This window comes from Pseudogulbenkiania ferrooxidans 2002, from assembly GCF_000174355.1.
Taxonomy (GTDB): Bacteria; Pseudomonadota; Gammaproteobacteria; order Burkholderiales; family Chromobacteriaceae; genus Pseudogulbenkiania; species Pseudogulbenkiania ferrooxidans.
Genome location: NZ_ACIS01000013.1, coordinates 1 through 17,991, shown reverse-complemented (window position 1 = coordinate 17,991; position 17,991 = coordinate 1). Strand labels below are relative to the sequence as shown.

Here is a 17,991-nt window from a genome sequence, read left to right as displayed (position 1 = left end):
GGCCGGGCCTACTCGCAGCGACTAGCGCGCTTAGCAGCGGAACCGCGCCACCTGGTCGCGCAGGGTATCGGCCAGCGCATGCAGTTCCTCGATCGCATGCGACGCCGCCAGCGAGGCGTCGGCATTGACCGCCGCGCTCTGCGCGATATCGTCGACGTGGCGGGCAATCCCCTGACTCGCCTCGCTCTGCTCCTTCAGCGAGTGCGAAATATCGTTGACCACCAGCACCACCTGCTGGGCGCTGTCGCGGATGCGCGCAATCGCCTCACCGCCCTGCTCCGCCAGCTGCAACCCGCTCTTCACGCGCTGTACCGCCTCGGCCATGGTGCTGTGCGAAGCATCCGAAGTCAGACGAATTTCATCGATCATGCCGGCAATTTCCTGGGTAGCCTGGGCGGTACGCTCCGACAGCTTGCGCACCTCGTCGGCCACGACGGCAAAACCGCGTCCGCTCTCCCCGGCACGCGCGGCCTCGATCGCCGCGTTGAGCGCCAGCAGATTGGTCTGATCGGCAATATCCTTGATCACCTGCATGATGCTGGAGATGGTCTGGGTCTTCTGGGCCAGCTCGCCGATGCTCGACGCCGCCTGGTCCACCGACTCGTTGATGCGCTGCATCTCGCCCACCGCGCTGGCGATCACCTCCCCACCCTCACGCGACAGCGTGCCGGAAGCCTGCGATAGCTGGCGCGCGTCCTGGGCATGCTCGGCAATCTGGTTGATGCTCACCGTCATCTGCTGCACCGAAGCCGCCATCGACGTCGCGGCACCGCTCTGCTGCCCCGAGGACTGCGCCACCGACTCGGCGTTACCAGCGATCCGGGAGCTCATGCCAGACATGGTATTGGCCCCTTCCGCAATCCGCTGCACCAGCTGGCGCAACTGCGACTGCATGTCGGCCACCGCCGCCAGCAAGCTGTCGCGGTCGCCCGGAACGAGCGCAATCGAGGCATCCAGCTGGCCGTCGGCAATACGGCGCACGATGGCGGCGGTCGCCGCCGGCTCGCCGCCGAGCTGACGCAGCACGCTGCGCACCAGCAGCAGCCCGCCCCCGAGCAGCAACGCCAGCACCACGCCGACCCGCAACACCAGGCCCAGCAGCGCCCGCTGGAAGACCGCGTCGAGATCGTCCAGGTACAGCCCGGTGCCGATCATCCAGTGCCAGCCCGGCGTGACCGTCAGGTACGAGATCTTCGGCTGCGGCGTCGTGGAGCCCGGCTTGTCCCAGACGTAAGGCGCAAAACCCTTGCCCTGCCCCTCCTGCACGGTTTTCAGAAACAGCGCTGCCAGGTCGACGCCTTCCGGCGTCTTCATGCCGTGAGCACTCTGCCCGATCTTGTCGGGGCGCGCGCCATGCGCCACGTACACCATATTCTGGTCGTAAGCGAAGAAGTACTCCTTGCCATCGTAGCGAATGGCATTGAGTGCCGCCGCGGCCAAAGCCTTGGCCTGCGCTTCGCTCAGCGTCCCGCTGGCTGCCTTCTGCTCGTAGTTGGCCACCACCGCCACCGTCGCCTCGACCAGATTGCGCACCTTGTCCTTGCGATCCTGCAGCATGCTGTCACGCTCGCTCAACAGGCTCCAACCACCCTGCACGCAGACCAGCACCGCCACCAGGCCCAGCAGCCCCAGCAACCTTGCCCGCAGGCTCCAGCCATGATTTGCTTGTTTCATTGTTCTCCCCCTGGTTATGCCGGCACACGGCTTCGGCCAACCCTGGCCGCCGGGTACATCGGAGGCTGCCTGGCAGCAGTCAGCCCCCCTCAGGATACTACTAAGCCTTTAGCATAGACTCTCAGGAAAAACCCTAGTACCCAACGCGTCAGCCACCTGGTGCCGGATCAGCGACAGCCGGCCACGCGGCGCCAGAGCGTCATCTCCCCTTCTTGATCGACCTGGCAGGGGGATTCTTGAGCCGCCTGCTACCTGCCGGCACGACCCGGATACCGCTCACGCTACCCGAGCGCGCTCCGGCCTGCTAACCTCGCTGGGAGCACCCGCCCGGTCGGGCCAGGCGCCGTGAAGCCAAAGCCATGACGTCATCCGGCGAGACGCGACAACCCTATCGCAAGCAAGCGGCCAAACCGGATCGATGCCTACAGAGCGGCCAGGCCATGGCCAACACACGTCAGGCATCACCGCAGCCGAGCACGCCAGACAGACCCCATTCACCCCGCAGCAACGCACATTCCTAAGGAGCAGATCCGTGCAACTGGCCAGCATGTACGTCCACCCCCTCAAATCCGCCCGCGGCATTCCGTACGCCCGGGCGTTTGCCTCGTGGCAGGGCTTGCTGCACGACCGCGAGTGGCTGCTGACCGATGAGGCCGGGCGCTTCATTACCGCACGCGACTATCCCCAACTGCTCACGATCCGCTGCACGCCGATTCCCGGCGCCATCCTGTTGCAGGCCCCGGATGCTGCCCCCATCGCCGCGCTCGCCACCGAATTCGACACCCCCAGCGCTACCAGCGTCTGGAAAGACCATTTCACCGCCTATCATGGCTCGCCGCGGACCGACGCCTGGTTCAGCCGCTACCTCGGCATTCCCTGCCGCCTGTTGTGGCTGGGGTGCCGCTCCCATCGCAAGCAGAAGACCAGCGAACACGGACTGTCCTTTGCCGATGGCTACCCCTATCTGCTGGTCAACCAGAGCTCACTCGACGAACTCAACACCCAGTTGCCCCAGCCGGTCACCCAGCGCCACTTCCGCCCCAACCTGGTGGTCAGCGGCGCCACACCCTACGAAGAAGACGACTGGAAGGTGGTGCGCATCGGCGCGGTGATCTTCGACGTCGCCAAACCCTGCACCCGCTGCACCCTGACCACGGTCAACCCCGACAACGGCATGCCGTCGCCAGACGGCGAGCCCCTTGCCACCCTGATCAAGACTCGCCAGCTGCCCGAGGGCATCTGCTTCGGCGTCAACCTGGTACCCCGCAACGAAGGGATCCTGCAGCTGGGCGACCCCTTCGAGGTGCTTGAGCTACGCTATACTTTCTGACGGCAACTCCAGAGAGGGTGCCGACAAGAGCCCGCCACAGGGCCGCCAACGACAACTCACACTGACAACACAAGACAGATGGATTATCAGACCCTCCTCGATGAAATAGCGCAGGACATCGTCCCCTATTTCGGACTGGGCAAGGTGGCGAACTACATCCCCGCCCTGGCCAAGATCAACCCACAGCAGTTCGCCATCAGCATCGCCACGCTCGACGGCCAGCAATACTCCACCGGCCAGGCCGACACCCGGTTCTCGATTCAGAGCCTGTCCAAGGTGTTCATGCTGTCGCTGGTGCTGGGACGTCTTGGCGACAACTTGTGGACCCGCGTTGGCAAGGAACCGTCGGGCAACCCCTTCAACTCGCTGATCCAGCTGGAAAACGAGAACGGCATTCCCCGCAATCCTTTCATCAACGCCGGTGCGCTGGTGGTGACCGATCTCGCCAACTCGCTGTATGGCGAAGCCAAGGCGGTGCTGCTGGATTTCTTGCGTCAGGAAAGCGGCGCCGACGACCTCGCCTTCGATCTCGAGGTGGCGCAGTCCGAGCAACAGCACGGTGACCGTAATGCCGCACTGGCGCACTTCATGAAAAGCTACGGCAACATGGTCAATCCGGTAGAGCGCACGCTAGACAGCTACTTCCACAGCTGCAGCATCACCATGAGCTGCGCCGAACTCGCCCGCGCCGGCCTCTACCTCGCCAACCACGGCCTCTCCCCGGTCAGCGGCCAGCAGCGACTGAGCCGCAGCCAGGCCAAGCAGGTCAACGCCATCATGCTCACCTGCGGCACCTACGACGCCGCCGGTGAATTCGCCTACCGGGTCGGACTACCATGCAAAAGCGGCGTGGGGGGAGGCATCCTGGCGGTCATCCCCGGCAAGCTGAGCATGGCGGTGTGGAGCCCGGCGCTCGACAGCCAAGGCAATTCGCTGATCGGGCTGGAAGCGCTAGACCGCTTCACCACCCGCACCGGGCTATCCATTTTCTAGCCTTCGCGAAGCGGAAAATAAAAAAGCCAGCTTGCGCTGGCTTTTTTATTCAGAGCACCCGAAGGTTACTCGGCTTCTTCTTCCACTGCTACCGCATCTTCCGGACGGTCCAGCAGCTCAACCAGAGCCATCGGAGCGTTGTCGCCGTTGCGGAAGCCGTACTTCAGGATGCGAACATAACCGCCATTGCGGGCGGTGTAGCGCGGACCCAGTACGTCGAAGAGTTTTACAACGATGTCGCGGTCACGAGTGCGGTCGAAAGCCAAGCGGCGGTTTGCCAGCGACGGCTTCTTGCCCAGCGTGATCAGCGGCTCAGCCACACGGCGCAATTCCTTGGCCTTCGGCAACGTGGTCACGATGACTTCGTGACGCAGCAGCGAGTTAGCCATGTTGCGCAGCATAGCCAGACGGTGGCTAGTCGTGCGGTTCAGTTTACGATTGCTATAACGATGACGCATTGTTAATGTCCTTTAATCTCAAACCTTACGGTTTTTCCAGCCCTGCCGGCGGCCAGTTTTCCAGCTTCATGCCGAGAGTCAGGCCTTTGGACGCGAGAACTTCCTTGATCTCATTCAGGGACTTGCGGCCGAGGTTCGGGGTCTTCAGAAGCTCGGTCTCGGTACGCTGAATCAGGTCACCGATGTAGTAAATGTTCTCGGCCTTCAGGCAGTTAGCCGAACGAACCGTCAGTTCAAGATCGTCGACCGGACGCAGCAGGATCGGATCGATCGGCGGCGCCTTTTCAACGACTTCTTCAACCGCAGTACCTTGCAGATCAGCAAAAATCGACAGCTGATCCATCAGGATGCGCGCGGCGTTACGCACGGCTTGCTCAGGTTCGATCACACCGTTGGTCTCGATATCGAGCACCAGGCGATCCAGGTCAGTACGCTGCTCAACGCGGGCGCTTTCCACACCAAAGCTCACCCGGCGAACCGGAGAGAAGGAAGCATCCAGTTGAATGGTACCAATGGCGCGGTTATCGTCCTGGTTAACACGAACGCTAACCGGCTGGTAACCACGACCCTTCTCGACCTTCACTTCCAGATCGATCTTGCCGCCAGCTGCCAGATGGCAGATGACGTGATCCGGATTGATCACCTCAACATCGTGCGGCAACTCGATATCGCCAGCCAGAACAGCGCCCTCACCCTCTTTCTTGAGAGTAAGAACGACGCTGTCACGACCATGCAGCTTAAGCACCACGCCCTTGAGGTTCAAAAGGATGTCAACGACATCCTCGCGAACGCCATCAAGAGCGGAATACTCATGCAAAACGCCAGCGATAGTGACTTCGGTCGGTGCAAAACCCGGCATCGAGGAGAGCAGAATGCGACGCAGGGCATTACCCAGAGTATGGGCATAACCGCGTTCAAACGGCTCCATCGATACACGCGCGTGAGTAGCCGAAACCGGCTGCACATCGATGAGTCGCGGTTTAAGAAATTCCGAAGCGCTGTTTTGCATAGTCATTCCCTAGAGCTAGCGATTACTTGGAGTAGAATTCCACAACGAGCTGTTCGTTGATATCGCCAGCCAGTTCGGAACGCTCCGGAGCCGACTTGAAAACACCTTCCATCTTCTTGGGGTCAACAGAAACCCAAGACGGGAAACCACCCTGCTCGGCCAGAGCCAGGCCTTCAACGATACGGGCCTGTTTCTTGGCTTTTTCGCGGATGGCAACAACATCACCAGCCTTCACCTGGAAGGACGGGATGTTCACAACTTGACCGTTCACCACGATGGCCTTGTGGCTCACCAACTGGCGCGCTTCGGCGCGGGTGGAGCCAAAGCCCATGCGGTATACGACGTTGTCGAGGCGGGATTCCAGCAGTTTCAGCAGGTTTTCGCCGGTCGAGCCCTTCAGGCGCGAAGCTTCGGCGAAATAGTTGCGGAACTGGCGCTCGAGCACGCCGTAAATGCGGCGGATCTTCTGCTTTTCACGCAGTTGGACGCCATAATCAGACAGACGGCTCTTGCGAGCGCCATGCTGACCAGGAATGCTGTCCAGTTTGCACTTGGAATCCAGTGCACGACGCGCGCTCTTCAGGAACAGGTCGGTACCTTCGCGACGCGCGAGTTTACATTTCGGGCCAATATAACGTGCCATGTTCTCACACTCTCCGAATTAAATACGACGTTTCTTGGGCGGACGGCAGCCGTTGTGCGGCACCGGCGTCACGTCGGAGATGCTGGTGATCTTGAAACCCAGCGCGTTGAGCGCGCGAACGGCAGATTCACGACCCGGGCCCGGGCCTTTGATACGAACTTCGAGGTTCTTCACACCGTATTCTTGGGCAACTTTACCAGCGTGCTCCGCTGCTACCTGAGCAGCAAAGGGTGTACTCTTGCGCGAGCCCTTAAAACCAGCGCCGCCAGAGGTAGCCCAAGACAAAGCATTGCCTTGACGGTCGGTGATAGTGATGATCGTGTTGTTGAACGAAGCGTGCACGTGCACGATACCTTCGCTAACAGACTTGCGCACTTTTTTGCGTACACGGACAGCTGTGTTTGCTTTAGCCATTATCTGTGTTCCTTAAGATTACTTCTTGCCGGCGATCGCCTTGCGCGGACCTTTGCGGGTACGAGCATTGGTGCGAGTACGCTGGCCGCGGCACGGCAGGCCACGACGATGGCGCATGCCACGGTAAGAGCCCATGTCCATCAGACGCTTGATGCTCATGGTGATTTCGCGGCGCAGATCACCTTCAACGGTGAACTTGGCTACTTCTTCACGCAGTTTGTCCATTTCGGCGTCGGTCAGATCCTTCACTTTCGTGGAGGTAACAACACCTGCTGCAGCGCAAATTTGCTGAGCACGAGTTTGACCGATGCCGTAAATAGCCTGCAGGCCGATAACGGCATGCGCATGGTTGGGGATGTTTACCCCTGCAATACGGGCCATACTCTTTCCTTAAGCCTTAAGACCTTGAAAAGCTTGCGATTGTATCACGCAAAACGCAGGCTAACAAATATTAGCCTTGTTTTTGCTTGTGACGGGGATCCGTGCAGATCACGCGAACAACACGGTTGCGACGGATAATTTTACAGTTACGGCAAATTTTCTTTACCGAAGGCTGAACTCGCATGTCAGTTCCTTTCAATCTCTAAAAAGAGCGAGTGCATTATTTTGCACGGAACACAATTCGGGCACGGGACAGATCATAGGGAGTCAACTCCACCGTGACCTTATCGCCAGGAAGGATGCGGATGTAGTGCATCCGCATCTTCCCGGAAATATGCCCGAGCACTACGTGTCCATTCTCAAGCTGGACCCTGAAGGTTGCGTTCGGCAACGTCTCCAGGACCTCGCCCTGCATCTGAATGGTATCTTCCTTAGCCATATAACCCAGTGTGAACTCGTATATCAGCGGGTAAGAGCATTGCCTTTGAAATTAGCTTTCTTCAGCAAACTCTCGTACTGGTGCGACAAAATGTAGGATTGAACCTGAGCCATGAAGTCCATCGTCACGACAACGATGATCAACAGCGAGGTCCCACCAAAGTAGAACGGAACATTCCACTTCAGGATCAGGAACTCAGGCAACAGGCAAACCAACGTGATATAGATCGCACCGATCAACGTCAGCCGCAGAATGATCTTCTCGATGTAACGCGAAGTCTGCTCACCTGGACGAATCCCCGGGATGAAGGCACCACTTTTCTTCAAATTGTCTGCCGTCTCCTTGGGGTTGAACACCAAGGCCGTGTAGAAATAACAGAAGAAAATGATCGCCGTTGCATACAGCAGGACATAGATCGGCTGGCCCGGATGCAGTTTGTCTGCAACGGATTTCAGCCAGCCCATGCCTTCCGTGTTGCCGAACCAGCCGATGACGGTAGCCGGGAACAGGATAATGCTGGAAGCAAAGATCGGCGGAATCACCCCTGCCATGTTGAGCTTGAGCGGCATATGCGTGCTCTGGCCCTGCATGACGCGATTGCCAACCTGTCGTTTGGCATAGTTCACCAGCACCTTACGTTGACCGCGTTCGGCGAACACGACCAGGTAAGTCACCAGAATCACCGATGCAAACAAAACAATGGCAAACAGGATAGGCAACGAACCCTGACTGGTCAGGGTCAGTGTTTTACCGATGGCGGCAGGTACACCGGCGGCAATACCGGCACAGATGATCAGCGAAATACCGTTGCCGATACCGCGCTCAGTCATCTGCTCACCAAGCCACATCAGGAACATGGTGCCGGTTACCAGCGTAACCACAGTCGTCAGGTAAAACTCCCACTGAGGAGTCACCACCAGGTTAGGCTGCTTATAAAGCATCACTGCAATGCCGAAACTTTGGAAAGTCGCCAGCAAAACAGTCGCGTAACGTGTGTACTGGGTTATCTTACGACGTCCAGCGTCGCCCTCTTTCTTAAGCTCCTTGAGCATCGGAACGATTTCCGAGCCCAACTGCAGAATAATAGAGGCCGAGATGTACGGCATAATGCCAATGGCAAATACCGTAAATCTGGAAAGGGCCCCGCCCGAGAACATGTTGAACATGTCGAGGAGGCCCGTTTGCGACGTGTGGAACAACTTCGCTAGTTCGGCAGGGTTGATACCGGGTACAGGTATATGCGCACCAATGCGGTAAACGATCAGTGCACCGATCAGGAACAGCACACGCCGCTTCAGATCGGCAAACTTGTTGCCATTAGAGACTAGAGAAGTATTCGCCACGTACGTGCGCCTTATTCAATGATACTGCCGCCAGCGGCTTCGATAGCTGCGCGAGCGCCGGCCGTCACGGCCACGCCACGCAACTTCAGAGCACGCTCAACCTTGCCAGACAGCACCACCTTGGCCACCAGGGCCTGGGTGGCAACGATGCCGGCTTGCTTGAGGGCGAGCAAATCAATTTCATCAACCGGCAACTGATTCAGTTCGGACAGACGAACCTCAGCAGTCTTGCCGGCGGACAGGGACTTGAAGCCACGCTTCGGCAGGCGGCGCTGCAGCGGCATCTGACCGCCTTCGAAACCGACCTTGTGGAAGCCACCTGCGCGGCTCTTCTGGCCCTTGTGACCACGACCAGCAGTCTTGCCCAGACCGCTGCCGATGCCACGGCCAACGCGACGCTTGGCGTGTTTCGCGCCCGCGCCCGGCTTAATGGTATTCAGCAACATCGCTTAGCCCTCGCTTTTCAACAAGTAGCTGATCTTGTTGATCATGCCACGGTTTTCAGGCGTATCGAGCACTTCGACAGTCTGGTTGATCTTCTTCAGACCCAGACCACGAGCGCAGGCCTTGTGGGATTCCAGGCGACCGATCAGGCTCTTCACCAGAGTCACCTTGACAGTCTTGGCGTTACTCATGCTCCACCCCCAGGATTTCCTCGACAGTCAGGCCACGCTTGGCGGCGATCTGCGAAGGAACAAAGATCTTGTTCAGACCGTCCAGGGTTGCGCGTACGACGTTGTACGGGTTGGTCGAACCGTGCACCTTGGCGGACACGTTACGAACACCCATCGCGTCGAAGATCGCGCGCATCGGGCCACCGGCCTTTACACCGGTACCTTCTTTGGCAGGCTGCATGAACACGGTGGTAGCACCGTGCTTACCAATTACGGTGTGATGCAGGGTACCGTTCTTCAGGGGAATCTTCACCATGTTGCGGCGAGCCGATTCCATTGCCTTTTGCACTGCAACCGGCACTTCCTTGGAACGGCCCTTACCCATGCCGATACCGCCATCGCCATCACCAACTACGGTGAGAGCGGAGAAAGCCATGATACGGCCGCCCTTCACCACTTTGGTGACGCGGTTGACGCCGATCATTTTCTCGATCAGACCGTCGCCACGATCTTCCATTTCGTGCTTAGCCATTCTTCACTCCGAATTAGAATACGAGGCCGCTTTCGCGAGCTGCATCGGCCAGCGCTTTGATACGGCCGTGGTATTGGAAACCAGAGCGGTCAAAAGCGACTTTTTCAATGCCAGCTGCCTTAGCTTTCTCGGCAATCCGCTTGCCGACTACGGCTGCAGCGGCCTGGTTGCCACCATTGGAAAGATCAGAGCGCACTTCGGCTTCCAGAGTGGAAGCGCTGGCCAGCACACGACTACCAGTCTCATCAATGATCTGAGCGTAAATGTGGCAGTTGGTGCGGTATACAGAAAGGCGCACCATCTTGAGCTCCGCAATCCGGGCACGGGTTTTGCGTGCACGGCGGAGTCGAGCTTGTTTCTTGTCCATGTCAGGGCCTCAATTACTTCTTCTTGGTCTCTTTCAGAACCACGACCTCGTCGGCATAGCGTACGCCCTTGCCCTTGTACGGCTCCGGGGAGCGGTAGGCACGGATTTCGGCAGCGACTTGACCAACGAGCTGCTTGTCAGCACCCTTGATCAGGATCTCGGTCTGAGTCGGGGTTTCCACTTTCACACCGGCCGGCATCTTGTGGGAAACCGGGTGCGAGAAACCAAGAGACAGGTTGACGGCATCACCCTGAGCCTGGGCACGATAGCCCACGCCGACCAGGGTCAGCTTCTTCTCGAAGCCTTTGCTGACACCATTCACCATGTTGTTGAGCAGGGCGCGCAACGTGCCAGACATGGCACGAGCGAACTTGCTGTCGTTCTTGGCCGCGAAGGTCAGCTGGTTGTTATCCAGTTTCACTTCAACCTCGCCGCACAAAGCGGTGCTGAGGGTGCCAAGAGCGCCCTTGACGCTCACTTCGGTGGCGTTGAACTTGACTTCAACACCGGCCGGGATCGCTACGGGATTCTTTGCTACGCGAGACATTCAACCCTCTCCTTACGCCACGATGCAGAGAAGCTCGCCGCCGATACCGGCTGCGCGGGCCTTGCGATCAGTCATCAGACCTTTGGAGGTGGATACAATTGCAACACCCAGACCGTTCATGACTTTCGGGATCTCGGTGGAGCCTTTGTAAACACGCAGGCCAGGACGGGATACGCGCTCAATGCGATCAATAACCGGACGACCGGCATAGTACTTGAGCTGGATATCCAGGACGGGCTTTTTCTCTTCGCCGGCTACGGCGAAGTCTTCGATATAACCTTCATCCTTCAGCACCTGGGCCAGTGCAACCTTCAGCTTGGAGCAAGGCATGGATACGGCAGCCTTGGAAGCACGCTGAGCGTTGCGGATGCGGGTCAACATATCGGAAATAGGATCATGCATGCTCATTCTGTATCTCCTATTACCAGCTGGCCTTCACAACGCCCGGGATCTCGCCTTTCATGGCGATTTCACGAAGTTTGTTGCGACCCAGACCGAATTTACGGAAGACGCCACGCGGACGACCGGTAACAGCACAGCGACGACGCTGGCGAACCGGGCTGGCGTTACGCGGCAGTTGCTGAAGTTTCAGGCGTGCAGCGAAACGCTCTTCTTCCGAGAGGCTCTGGTTGTTGATGATTTCGAGGAGCTGTTCACGCTTGCTGGCGAACTTGGCGACCAGCTTGGCGCGCTTCTCTTCACGGTTAATCAGTGCAAGTGTTGCCATGTGCTTAACCCTTGAACGGGAACTTGAACGCAGCCAGCAGTGCGCGGGCTTCTTCGTCAGTCTTCGCCGTGGTGGTAATGGTGATGTTCATCCCACGCAGCGCATCGATCTTGTCGTACTCGATTTCCGGGAAGATGATCTGTTCGCGAACGCCCATGTTGTAGTTGCCACGGCCGTCGAAAGACTTGCCGGACACGCCACGGAAGTCACGCACACGCGGCAGTGCGATGGTCACCAGGCGATCAAGGAATTCGTACATGCGCTCACGGCGCAGCGTTACCTTGCAGCCAATCGGATAAGCGTCGCGGATCTTGAAGCCGGCGATCGATTTACGCGCCGTGGTCACAACAGCCTTCTGACCTGCGATTTTCTCGAGGTCGCCTACGGCGTGCTCCATCACCTTCTTGTCGGCCACCGCTTCGCCTACACCCATGTTCAGGGTGACTTTCTCGATGCGGGGAACCTCCATGATCGACTTGTAGCCGAACTGTTTTACCAGCTCAGGCACTACGCTTTCTTTGTAAAAATCGTAGAAACGTGCCATGTTGACTCCTTAGGCCCCGATAACTTCGCCATTGGACTTGAATACGCGCACCTTGCGGCCGTCTTCAAGAGTCTTGAAGCCTACGCGATCAGCCTTCTGGCTAGCCGGGTTAAAGATGGCCACATTGGACACATCAACCGGCATGGTCTTTTCAACGATGCCACCAGCCACACCACGAACCGGATTCGGTTTCTGATGCTTCTTAGCAACATTCACGCCTTCGACAACGACCTTCTCGTCCAGAACACGAAGAACGGTGCCGCGCTTACCCTTGTCCTTGCCGGTGATTACTACGACTTCATCACCCTTACGAATTTTGCGCATGCGTCCTCCTTACAGCACTTCTGGAGCGAGCGAAACGATCTTCATGAAGCGCTCGGTACGCAGTTCACGCGTTACCGGCCCGAAGATACGAGTGCCGATCGGCTCAAGTTTGTTGTTCAGCAGTACGGCGGCGTTGCCATCGAACTTGATCAGCGAGCCGTCCGGACGACGTACACCCTTGGCCGTGCGAACCACGACAGCACTGTACACATCGCCTTTCTTGACGCGACCACGGGGAGCAGCATCCTTGATGCTCACCTTGATGATATCGCCAACACTTGCATAGCGACGCTTGGAACCGCCCAGCACCTTGATGCACATAACAGAGCGCGCACCGGTGTTGTCAGCGACCTCAAGCATGGTCTGCATTTGGATCATTTGATTACCTTTCTATCCAACTTAACCCGTCACTTTCGTCAACCTTCAGCCGGCTTTTCGGCGTTCAGTTAGACGAAACGCCACAGAAAAATCTGCGGCGTATCAAACGGCCAGTTTTGGACCCCGTAAAGGGCGACCCCTGCCCGAATGGACAGGGAAGTGGCCATTATACAGAGGGGCGAGCCCCTCTGCAAGCGTTACACCTGGCGAGCTTTCTCGACCAGGGCAGTCACAACCCACGACTTGCTCTTCGAGAGCGGACGGGACTCGCTGATGACAACGGTATCGCCGGCACGGAACTCGTTGTTCTCGTCGTGTGCGTGGAACTTCTTGGAACGGCGGATAATTTTGCCGTAGATCGGGTGCTTAACCTTGCGCTCGACCAGTACGGTTACAGTCTTATCCATCTTGTCGCTAACCACTTTACCGGTCAGCGTACGTACGACTTTGGTTTCGCTCATATCAAGCCGCCTTTTCTTTCAGAACGGTGCGAACACGAGCGATGTCGCGACGCACTTTCTTCAGCTCACTGCTCTTGGCAAGCTGTTGGGTGGCGTGCTGCATGCGCAGCGCGAACTGTGCCTTCAGCAGGCTCAGCAGTTCCACCTTCAGCTCGGCATCAGTCTTTGCTCTCAGTTCGGACGCTTTCATTACTGACCTACCTGTCTAGTCACAAACACAGTCGGGATCGGCAACTTGGCTGCGGCCAAACGGAAGGCTTCGCGAGCGAGCTCTTCTGCAACGCCATCCATTTCATACAGCATCTTGCCAGGCTGAATTTCAGCCACGTAGTATTCCGTACTACCCTTACCGTTACCCATACGGACTTCGGCGGGCTTGGAACTGATCGGCTTGTCCGGGAAAATACGAATCCAGATACGGCCGCCACGCTTGATGTGACGGGTCATCGCACGGCGAGCCGCCTCGATCTGACGAGCAGTCAGACGGCCACGACCGATAGCCTTCAGGCCAAAGTCACCGAAGCTGACTTTGTTACCACGAGTAGCGATGCCGGTGTTACGGCCTTTCTGCTGTTTGCGGTACTTGAGTCTAGTTGGCTGCAGCATTGCGCGGACCCTTTCTCGTTTTCTTCTCGGTGGCAACCGGAGCGGCCTGAACCTGACCCGGCTTCAGCTCACCTTTGTAAACCCATACCTTGATACCGATGATGCCGTACGTGGTGTTGGCTTCCGAAGTAGCGTAGTCAACGTCGGCACGCAGGGTATGCAGCGGCACGCGGCCTTCGCGGTACCATTCGGTACGTGCGATTTCGATGCCGTTAAGACGGCCCGAGCTCATGATCTTGATGCCCTGAGCGCCCATACGCATGGCGTTCTGCATGGCACGCTTCATGGCACGACGGAACATCACGCGCTTTTCCAGCTGCGAGGCGATACCGTCGGCGATGATTTGAGCGTCGATTTCCGGCTTGCGGACTTCTTCGATGTTCACGTGCACCGGCACGCCCAGGCGCTTCTGCAGTTCTTTCTTCAGAACCTCGATGTCCTCGCCTTTCTTGCCGATCACAACACCCGGACGGGCACTATGAATAGTGATGCGGGCGGACTTGGCCGGGCGCTCGATGGTGACACGACCCACGGATGCGTTAGCAAGACGCTTCTTCAGGAAGGCGCGAACGTCGATATCCTGCTTGAGCATATCGGCGAAATCATGCGAGTTCGCGAACCACTTGGAAGACCAGTTCTTGTTAACGGCAAGACGGAAACCCGTCGGATGAATCTTCTGACCCATTGCTTACCCCTTAGTTGCCCACGGTCAACGTGATATGGCAAGTCTGCTTTTCGATACGGTTGCCACGGCCTTTTGCACGGGCAGCGAAACGCTTCAGACTCGGACCTTTGTCAACGAAGATGGCAGCCACCTTCAGGGTGTCGATATCGGCACCCTCGTTGTGCTCGGCGTTGGCGATAGCCGACTCCAGCACTTTCTTGACAATCACGGCGCCTTTTTTCGGGCTGAACGCCAGGATGTTCAGGGCCTGATCAACGGACTTGCCGCGGATCAAATCGGCCACCAGACGGCACTTCTGTGCCGACAGGCGGACGGTGTTCAAATGTGCAGATACTCTCATCGCTTCACCTTACCTCTTCTTCGCCTTCTTGTCGGCGGCATGGCCCTTGAAGGTACGAGTCAGGGAGAATTCGCCCAGTTTATGACCGACCATGTTTTCGGAAACATAAACCGGCACATGGGTGCGACCGTTGTGTACAGCGATAGTCAGGCCAATGAAATCCGGCAGGACGGTCGAACGACGCGACCAGGTCTTGATCGGACGTTTATCACTGGTCGCACGCGCCGCGTCCACCTTCTTCAGAAGGTGCAGATCAACAAACGGGCCTTTTTTCTGCGAACGTGCCATATGTCAATTACCCTTTAGTGGAATAGCGACGGCGTACGATCATATTGTCAGTACGCTTGTTGCGACGGGTACGGAAGCCCTTAGTCGGCGTGCCCACGGGCTAACCGGCACACGGCCTTCACCCGTACGACCTTCACCACCACCATGCGGGTGATCGATCGGGTTCATGGCAGTACCACGAACGGTCGGACGGATACCACGCCAACGGGTTGCACCGGCCTTGCCAAGCTTGCGCAGGCTGTGCTCTTCGTTACCCACTTCACCTACGGTGGCACGGCAATCGACATGCACCTTGCGGATTTCGCCGGAGCGCAGACGCAGCTGGGCGTAAACGCCTTCGCGCGCCAGCAGCATGGCGGAAGCACCTGCGGAACGCACCATCTGGGCACCCTTGCCCGGCTGCCCAGTTCTACGCAGTGGATGGTGGTACCGACCGGAATATTGCGGATCGGCAGGCAGTTGCCGGCCTTGATCGGAGCTTCAGCACCGGACAGGAGCACGGCACCAACCTTCACGCCGCGCGGCGCGATGATGTAGCGACGCTCGCCATCGGCGTAGCACAGCAGGGCGATATGCGCGGTACGGTTCGGATCGTATTCGATACGCTCAACCTTGGCCGGAATACCATCCTTGTTGCGACGGAAGTCGACGATGCGATAGTGCTGCTTGTGACCACCACCGCGATGACGTACGGTGATGTGGCCGTTATTGTTACGGCCGGCGGTCGAATTCTTCTTTTCGACCAGGGCGGCGAGCGGAGCACCCTTGTGCAGGTCAGGGTGAACCACCTTGACTACGGCACGGCGACCCGCGGAAGTCGGTTTTACTTTAACGATAGGCATGCTCTATCTCCTCACTCAGCTGCAGTCGCAGTCAGGTCGATTTCCTGACCGGCTACCAGGCTGACGTAAGCCTTTTTCCAGTCCTTGCGACGGCCGAAAGTACGACCAAAGCGCTTGACCTTGCCCTTGACGTTCACGGTGGAAACGCCATCAACTTTTACATTGAACAGCATCTCGACAGCCGCTTTGATTTCCGGCTTGGTTGCATCGCTAGCGACGCGGAACACGACTTGCTGGTTTTTCTCGGAGACGAGGGTGCTCTTCTCGGAAACAACCGGAGCAAGGATTACTTGCAACAAACGTTCCTGATTCATGCCCACTGCTCCTCGAGTTGCTTCACGGCGTCGCGAGTGATCACGATTTTCTTGAAACGCAGCAGGCTGTACGGATCAACTTGCTGAGTCTCGATCACCAGCACATTCGGCAGGTTGCGCGACGACAGATACAGGTTTTCATCCATTTCGTTGGTGATGAACAGACCCTGCTCGATCCCCATGGACTTGACCAGGCCGACGAACTCTTTGGTTTTCGGCGTTTCAACCGCGAAGTTGTCGACAACGATCAGACGCTCGTCACGGACCAGCTGCGACAGAATCGCGGCCATACCGGCACGGAACATCTTGCGGTTTACCTTGTGCGAGAAGTTCTCGTCCGGGCTGTTCGGGAAGGTGCGACCACCACCACGCCAGATCGGCGAGGAAGTCATACCGGAGCGGGCACGACCGGTGCCCTTTTGACGCCACGGCTTCTTGGTGGAGTGCTTCACTTCAGCACGGGTCTTCTGGGCACGGTTGGCGCTACGGGCATTAGCCAGGAACGCAGTAACCACCTGATGGACCAGAGCTTCATTGTATTCGCGACCGAACAAACCTTCGGAAGCTTGCAGGCCTTCTACAGCCTGACCTTGTACATTGATAACCTTCAATTCCATCACGCACCCGCCTTCACACTAGGACGAACGACGACATCACCGTTCGTGGCACCCGGAACTGCACCCTTGACCAGAATCAGTTGACGTTCGGTATCGATGCGGACGATTTCCAGGCGCTGCACGGTGCTCTGCACGTTACCGTACTGACCAGCCATGCGCTTACCCGGCAGTACACGACCCGGATCCTGCGCTTGACCGATGGAACCCGGAGTGTTGTGCGAACGCGAGTTACCGTGGGAAGCACGGTTGGAGGAGAAGTTGTGACGCTTGATCACACCGGAGAAACCTTTACCCTTGGAGGTACCGGTAACGTCAACGAGTTGACCCACCTGGAAGATTTCGACGGTGATGGCATCGCCCGGCTTGAACTGCGACAGCTGTTCAGCGTTCAGAACGAACTCACCCAGACCACGGCCGGCTTCAACGCCTGCCTTGGCAAAGTGACCAGCTTCAGCCTTGTTGACGCGGTTGGCTTTGCAGGAACCGTAGGTCACCTGAATAGCTTCGTAGCCATCAACTTCGGCGGTTTTGATTTGCGTGACGCGATTGGCAGCCATGTCCAGCACAGTTACCGGGATGGAAGCACCATCTTCGGCAAAAATGCGGGTCATGCCGACTTTGCGACCGACAAGACCTAAACTCATGTTTATTTCCTTTTGCAGGGCCGATTACGATTGACCGGCTCATAAAAACAAAAGCGGACTCGCCAAAATGGCGAGTCCGCTAATGTATCACAGAAAATTCAACTATCGCAAGCACTTAGACCTGCGACAGACGAACCCAAGTGATTACTGCAGCTTGATTTCCACATCGACGCCGGCCGGCAGATCGAGCTTCATCAGCGCATCCACGGTTTTGTCAGTCGGGTCAACGATGTCCATCAGACGCAGGTGAGTGCGGATTTCCAGCTGGTCGCGGGAAGTCTTGTTCACGTGCGGCGAACGCAGGATGTTGAAACGCTCGATCTTGGTCGGCAGCGGAACCGGGCCTTTGACCACGGCGCCAGTGCGCTTGGCGGTTTCAACGATTTCCTGGGCGGAGCGGTCGATCAGGTTGTAATCGAAAGCTTTCAGGCGAATGCGGATTTTTTGGCTTTGCATCTTGGGCTTTCCGATTAGGCG

31 protein-coding genes and 1 pseudogene are annotated in these 17,991 nt (G+C 57.8%); 2 read left to right on the top strand and 30 right to left on the bottom strand.

All coding sequences use genetic code 11. The features are described 5' to 3' along the window. Positions 1-30: 30 nt before the first annotated feature. A complete protein-coding gene (locus FURADRAFT_RS18310) occupies positions 31-1,674 on the bottom strand; it encodes a methyl-accepting chemotaxis protein (RefSeq protein ID WP_008955665.1) in 1,644 nt (547 codons plus the stop codon). A gap of 532 nt (positions 1,675-2,206) precedes the next feature. Here FURADRAFT_RS18310 and FURADRAFT_RS18305 point away from each other — a divergent pair. Next, entirely contained in the window at positions 2,207-3,004 is a 798-nt protein-coding gene (locus tag FURADRAFT_RS18305; RefSeq protein ID WP_008955664.1) for an MOSC domain-containing protein, read from the top strand. 78 nt (positions 3,005-3,082) lie between these two features. Continuing rightward, positions 3,083-3,997, top strand: coding sequence for a glutaminase (locus tag FURADRAFT_RS18300; protein ID WP_008955663.1), 915 nt, complete (start codon positions 3,083-3,085; stop codon positions 3,995-3,997). Positions 3,998-4,062: 65 nt separating this feature from the next. Here FURADRAFT_RS18300 and rplQ read toward each other — a convergent pair whose 3' ends face one another. The 29 genes and pseudogenes from rplQ to rpsJ form a co-directional block, all read right to left on the bottom strand. Then, entirely contained in the window at positions 4,063-4,455 is a 393-nt protein-coding gene (rplQ, locus tag FURADRAFT_RS18295; protein WP_008955662.1) for a 50S ribosomal protein L17, read from the bottom strand. Between the two features lie 25 nt (positions 4,456-4,480). Then, positions 4,481-5,464 carry a DNA-directed RNA polymerase subunit alpha gene (locus FURADRAFT_RS18290; RefSeq protein ID WP_008955661.1) on the bottom strand — a complete coding sequence of 328 codons (984 nt, stop codon included), beginning with the start codon at positions 5,462-5,464 and terminating at the stop codon, positions 4,481-4,483. A 22-nt stretch (positions 5,465-5,486) separates the two neighbouring features. Continuing rightward, positions 5,487-6,107 carry a 30S ribosomal protein S4 gene (rpsD, locus tag FURADRAFT_RS18285; RefSeq protein WP_008955660.1) on the bottom strand — a complete coding sequence of 207 codons (621 nt, stop codon included), beginning with the start codon at positions 6,105-6,107 and terminating at the stop codon, positions 5,487-5,489. Between the two features lie 18 nt (positions 6,108-6,125). Then, positions 6,126-6,521, bottom strand: coding sequence for a 30S ribosomal protein S11 (gene rpsK / locus FURADRAFT_RS18280; RefSeq protein WP_008955659.1), 396 nt, complete (start codon positions 6,519-6,521; stop codon positions 6,126-6,128). An 18-nt stretch (positions 6,522-6,539) separates the two neighbouring features. Further along, on the bottom strand, positions 6,540-6,902 hold the full coding sequence (gene rpsM / locus FURADRAFT_RS18275) for a 30S ribosomal protein S13 (RefSeq protein ID WP_008955658.1): 363 nt from the start codon (positions 6,900-6,902) through the stop codon (positions 6,540-6,542). Between the two features lie 70 nt (positions 6,903-6,972). Then, complete coding sequence (rpmJ, locus tag FURADRAFT_RS20300; RefSeq protein ID WP_011137711.1) at positions 6,973-7,086, bottom strand: 50S ribosomal protein L36; 114 nt, start codon at positions 7,084-7,086, stop codon at positions 6,973-6,975. 36 nt (positions 7,087-7,122) lie between these two features. Next, on the bottom strand, positions 7,123-7,341 hold the full coding sequence (gene infA, locus FURADRAFT_RS18270) for a translation initiation factor IF-1 (RefSeq protein ID WP_008955657.1): 219 nt from the start codon (positions 7,339-7,341) through the stop codon (positions 7,123-7,125). Between the two features lie 23 nt (positions 7,342-7,364). Then, the gene (secY, locus tag FURADRAFT_RS18265) at positions 7,365-8,684 is read right to left on the bottom strand and encodes a preprotein translocase subunit SecY (RefSeq protein WP_008955656.1); all 1,320 of its coding nucleotides are present in this window, start codon (positions 8,682-8,684) and stop codon (positions 7,365-7,367) included. An 11-nt stretch (positions 8,685-8,695) separates the two neighbouring features. Beyond that, the gene (rplO, locus tag FURADRAFT_RS18260) at positions 8,696-9,130 is read right to left on the bottom strand and encodes a 50S ribosomal protein L15 (RefSeq protein WP_008955655.1); all 435 of its coding nucleotides are present in this window, start codon (positions 9,128-9,130) and stop codon (positions 8,696-8,698) included. A gap of 3 nt (positions 9,131-9,133) precedes the next feature. Beyond that, the gene (gene rpmD / locus FURADRAFT_RS18255) at positions 9,134-9,319 is read right to left on the bottom strand and encodes a 50S ribosomal protein L30 (RefSeq protein ID WP_008955654.1); all 186 of its coding nucleotides are present in this window, start codon (positions 9,317-9,319) and stop codon (positions 9,134-9,136) included. Beyond that, the gene (gene rpsE / locus FURADRAFT_RS18250; protein ID WP_008955653.1) at positions 9,312-9,830 is read right to left on the bottom strand and encodes a 30S ribosomal protein S5; all 519 of its coding nucleotides are present in this window, start codon (positions 9,828-9,830) and stop codon (positions 9,312-9,314) included. The genes rpmD and rpsE overlap by 8 nt, the downstream gene beginning before the upstream one ends. Positions 9,831-9,843: 13 nt before the next feature. Then, on the bottom strand, positions 9,844-10,197 hold the full coding sequence (rplR, locus tag FURADRAFT_RS18245) for a 50S ribosomal protein L18 (protein WP_008955652.1): 354 nt from the start codon (positions 10,195-10,197) through the stop codon (positions 9,844-9,846). 13 nt (positions 10,198-10,210) lie between these two features. Next, on the bottom strand, positions 10,211-10,744 hold the full coding sequence (gene rplF / locus FURADRAFT_RS18240; RefSeq protein WP_008955651.1) for a 50S ribosomal protein L6: 534 nt from the start codon (positions 10,742-10,744) through the stop codon (positions 10,211-10,213). 12 nt (positions 10,745-10,756) lie between these two features. Continuing rightward, positions 10,757-11,152 carry a 30S ribosomal protein S8 gene (gene rpsH, locus FURADRAFT_RS18235; RefSeq protein ID WP_008955650.1) on the bottom strand — a complete coding sequence of 132 codons (396 nt, stop codon included), beginning with the start codon at positions 11,150-11,152 and terminating at the stop codon, positions 10,757-10,759. Between the two features lie 13 nt (positions 11,153-11,165). Continuing rightward, positions 11,166-11,471 carry a 30S ribosomal protein S14 gene (rpsN, locus tag FURADRAFT_RS18230; protein ID WP_008955649.1) on the bottom strand — a complete coding sequence of 102 codons (306 nt, stop codon included), beginning with the start codon at positions 11,469-11,471 and terminating at the stop codon, positions 11,166-11,168. A gap of 4 nt (positions 11,472-11,475) precedes the next feature. After that, positions 11,476-12,015 (bottom strand): 50S ribosomal protein L5, encoded by a 540-nt coding sequence (rplE, locus tag FURADRAFT_RS18225; protein WP_008955648.1) that lies wholly within the window; start codon positions 12,013-12,015, stop codon positions 11,476-11,478. Positions 12,016-12,024: 9 nt separating this feature from the next. After that, positions 12,025-12,339, bottom strand: a complete 315-nt coding sequence (rplX, locus tag FURADRAFT_RS18220; protein WP_008955647.1) for a 50S ribosomal protein L24 — start codon at positions 12,337-12,339, stop codon at positions 12,025-12,027. 9 nt (positions 12,340-12,348) lie between these two features. Continuing rightward, entirely contained in the window at positions 12,349-12,717 is a 369-nt protein-coding gene (gene rplN / locus FURADRAFT_RS18215; protein WP_008955646.1) for a 50S ribosomal protein L14, read from the bottom strand. Positions 12,718-12,914: 197 nt separating this feature from the next. After that, positions 12,915-13,178 carry a 30S ribosomal protein S17 gene (gene rpsQ / locus FURADRAFT_RS18210; protein WP_008955645.1) on the bottom strand — a complete coding sequence of 88 codons (264 nt, stop codon included), beginning with the start codon at positions 13,176-13,178 and terminating at the stop codon, positions 12,915-12,917. A 1-nt stretch (position 13,179) separates the two neighbouring features. Next, positions 13,180-13,368 (bottom strand): 50S ribosomal protein L29, encoded by a 189-nt coding sequence (gene rpmC, locus FURADRAFT_RS18205; protein WP_008955644.1) that lies wholly within the window; start codon positions 13,366-13,368, stop codon positions 13,180-13,182. Next, positions 13,368-13,784: a 50S ribosomal protein L16 gene (gene rplP / locus FURADRAFT_RS18200; protein WP_008955643.1), complete on the bottom strand. Its 417-nt coding sequence runs from the start codon at positions 13,782-13,784 to the stop codon at positions 13,368-13,370. The genes rpmC and rplP overlap by 1 nt, the downstream gene beginning before the upstream one ends. Beyond that, positions 13,768-14,469 (bottom strand): 30S ribosomal protein S3, encoded by a 702-nt coding sequence (rpsC, locus tag FURADRAFT_RS18195; RefSeq protein WP_008955642.1) that lies wholly within the window; start codon positions 14,467-14,469, stop codon positions 13,768-13,770. The genes rplP and rpsC overlap by 17 nt, the downstream gene beginning before the upstream one ends. 10 nt (positions 14,470-14,479) lie before the next feature. Continuing rightward, positions 14,480-14,809 carry a 50S ribosomal protein L22 gene (gene rplV / locus FURADRAFT_RS18190; RefSeq protein WP_008955641.1) on the bottom strand — a complete coding sequence of 110 codons (330 nt, stop codon included), beginning with the start codon at positions 14,807-14,809 and terminating at the stop codon, positions 14,480-14,482. Positions 14,810-14,818: 9 nt separating this feature from the next. Further along, positions 14,819-15,097, bottom strand: a complete 279-nt coding sequence (rpsS, locus tag FURADRAFT_RS18185; protein WP_008955640.1) for a 30S ribosomal protein S19 — start codon at positions 15,095-15,097, stop codon at positions 14,819-14,821. Between the two features lie 7 nt (positions 15,098-15,104). After that, positions 15,105-15,939 (bottom strand): annotated as a pseudogene (gene rplB, locus FURADRAFT_RS18180) (50S ribosomal protein L2). 11 nt (positions 15,940-15,950) lie between these two features. Continuing rightward, positions 15,951-16,253, bottom strand: a complete 303-nt coding sequence (gene rplW, locus FURADRAFT_RS18175; RefSeq protein WP_008955638.1) for a 50S ribosomal protein L23 — start codon at positions 16,251-16,253, stop codon at positions 15,951-15,953. Further along, positions 16,250-16,870, bottom strand: a complete 621-nt coding sequence (rplD, locus tag FURADRAFT_RS18170; RefSeq protein ID WP_008955637.1) for a 50S ribosomal protein L4 — start codon at positions 16,868-16,870, stop codon at positions 16,250-16,252. The genes rplW and rplD overlap by 4 nt, the downstream gene beginning before the upstream one ends. Then, positions 16,870-17,514: a 50S ribosomal protein L3 gene (gene rplC, locus FURADRAFT_RS18165; protein ID WP_008955636.1), complete on the bottom strand. Its 645-nt coding sequence runs from the start codon at positions 17,512-17,514 to the stop codon at positions 16,870-16,872. Before rplC ends, rplD begins: the two co-directional genes overlap by 1 nt. A gap of 144 nt (positions 17,515-17,658) precedes the next feature. After that, positions 17,659-17,970: a 30S ribosomal protein S10 gene (gene rpsJ / locus FURADRAFT_RS18160; protein ID WP_008955635.1), complete on the bottom strand. Its 312-nt coding sequence runs from the start codon at positions 17,968-17,970 to the stop codon at positions 17,659-17,661. Positions 17,971-17,991: the final 21 nt, after the last annotated feature.

Coding starts and splice junctions, on each gene's coding strand:
- FURADRAFT_RS18310 (WP_008955665.1), bottom strand. CDS start 1,674: ATGAAACAAGCAAATCATGGCTGGAGCCTGCGGGCAAGGTTGCTGGGG.
- FURADRAFT_RS18300 (WP_008955663.1), top strand. CDS start 3,083: ATGGATTATCAGACCCTCCTCGATGAAATAGCGCAGGACATCGTCCCC.
- rplQ (WP_008955662.1), bottom strand. CDS start 4,455: ATGCGTCATCGTTATAGCAATCGTAAACTGAACCGCACGACTAGCCAC.
- FURADRAFT_RS18290 (WP_008955661.1), bottom strand. CDS start 5,464: ATGCAAAACAGCGCTTCGGAATTTCTTAAACCGCGACTCATCGATGTG.
- rpsD (WP_008955660.1), bottom strand. CDS start 6,107: ATGGCACGTTATATTGGCCCGAAATGTAAACTCGCGCGTCGCGAAGGT.
- rpsK (WP_008955659.1), bottom strand. CDS start 6,521: ATGGCTAAAGCAAACACAGCTGTCCGTGTACGCAAAAAAGTGCGCAAG.
- rpsM (WP_008955658.1), bottom strand. CDS start 6,902: ATGGCCCGTATTGCAGGGGTAAACATCCCCAACCATGCGCATGCCGTT.
- rpmJ (WP_011137711.1), bottom strand. CDS start 7,086: ATGCGAGTTCAGCCTTCGGTAAAGAAAATTTGCCGTAACTGTAAAATT.
- infA (WP_008955657.1), bottom strand. CDS start 7,341: ATGGCTAAGGAAGATACCATTCAGATGCAGGGCGAGGTCCTGGAGACG.
- rplO (WP_008955655.1), bottom strand. CDS start 9,130: ATGTTGCTGAATACCATTAAGCCGGGCGCGGGCGCGAAACACGCCAAG.
- rpmD (WP_008955654.1), bottom strand. CDS start 9,319: ATGAGTAACGCCAAGACTGTCAAGGTGACTCTGGTGAAGAGCCTGATC.
- rpsE (WP_008955653.1), bottom strand. CDS start 9,830: ATGGCTAAGCACGAAATGGAAGATCGTGGCGACGGTCTGATCGAGAAA.
- rplR (WP_008955652.1), bottom strand. CDS start 10,197: ATGGACAAGAAACAAGCTCGACTCCGCCGTGCACGCAAAACCCGTGCC.
- rplF (WP_008955651.1), bottom strand. CDS start 10,744: ATGTCTCGCGTAGCAAAGAATCCCGTAGCGATCCCGGCCGGTGTTGAA.
- rpsH (WP_008955650.1), bottom strand. CDS start 11,152: ATGAGCATGCATGATCCTATTTCCGATATGTTGACCCGCATCCGCAAC.
- rpsN (WP_008955649.1), bottom strand. CDS start 11,471: ATGGCAACACTTGCACTGATTAACCGTGAAGAGAAGCGCGCCAAGCTG.
- rplE (WP_008955648.1), bottom strand. CDS start 12,015: ATGGCACGTTTCTACGATTTTTACAAAGAAAGCGTAGTGCCTGAGCTG.
- rplX (WP_008955647.1), bottom strand. CDS start 12,339: ATGCGCAAAATTCGTAAGGGTGATGAAGTCGTAGTAATCACCGGCAAG.
- rplN (WP_008955646.1), bottom strand. CDS start 12,717: ATGATCCAAATGCAGACCATGCTTGAGGTCGCTGACAACACCGGTGCG.
- rpsQ (WP_008955645.1), bottom strand. CDS start 13,178: ATGAGCGAAACCAAAGTCGTACGTACGCTGACCGGTAAAGTGGTTAGC.
- rpmC (WP_008955644.1), bottom strand. CDS start 13,368: ATGAAAGCGTCCGAACTGAGAGCAAAGACTGATGCCGAGCTGAAGGTG.
- rplP (WP_008955643.1), bottom strand. CDS start 13,784: ATGCTGCAGCCAACTAGACTCAAGTACCGCAAACAGCAGAAAGGCCGT.
- rpsC (WP_008955642.1), bottom strand. CDS start 14,469: ATGGGTCAGAAGATTCATCCGACGGGTTTCCGTCTTGCCGTTAACAAG.
- rplV (WP_008955641.1), bottom strand. CDS start 14,809: ATGAGAGTATCTGCACATTTGAACACCGTCCGCCTGTCGGCACAGAAG.
- rpsS (WP_008955640.1), bottom strand. CDS start 15,097: ATGGCACGTTCGCAGAAAAAAGGCCCGTTTGTTGATCTGCACCTTCTG.
- rplW (WP_008955638.1), bottom strand. CDS start 16,253: ATGAATCAGGAACGTTTGTTGCAAGTAATCCTTGCTCCGGTTGTTTCC.
- rplD (WP_008955637.1), bottom strand. CDS start 16,870: ATGGAATTGAAGGTTATCAATGTACAAGGTCAGGCTGTAGAAGGCCTG.
- rplC (WP_008955636.1), bottom strand. CDS start 17,514: ATGAGTTTAGGTCTTGTCGGTCGCAAAGTCGGCATGACCCGCATTTTT.
- rpsJ (WP_008955635.1), bottom strand. CDS start 17,970: ATGCAAAGCCAAAAAATCCGCATTCGCCTGAAAGCTTTCGATTACAAC.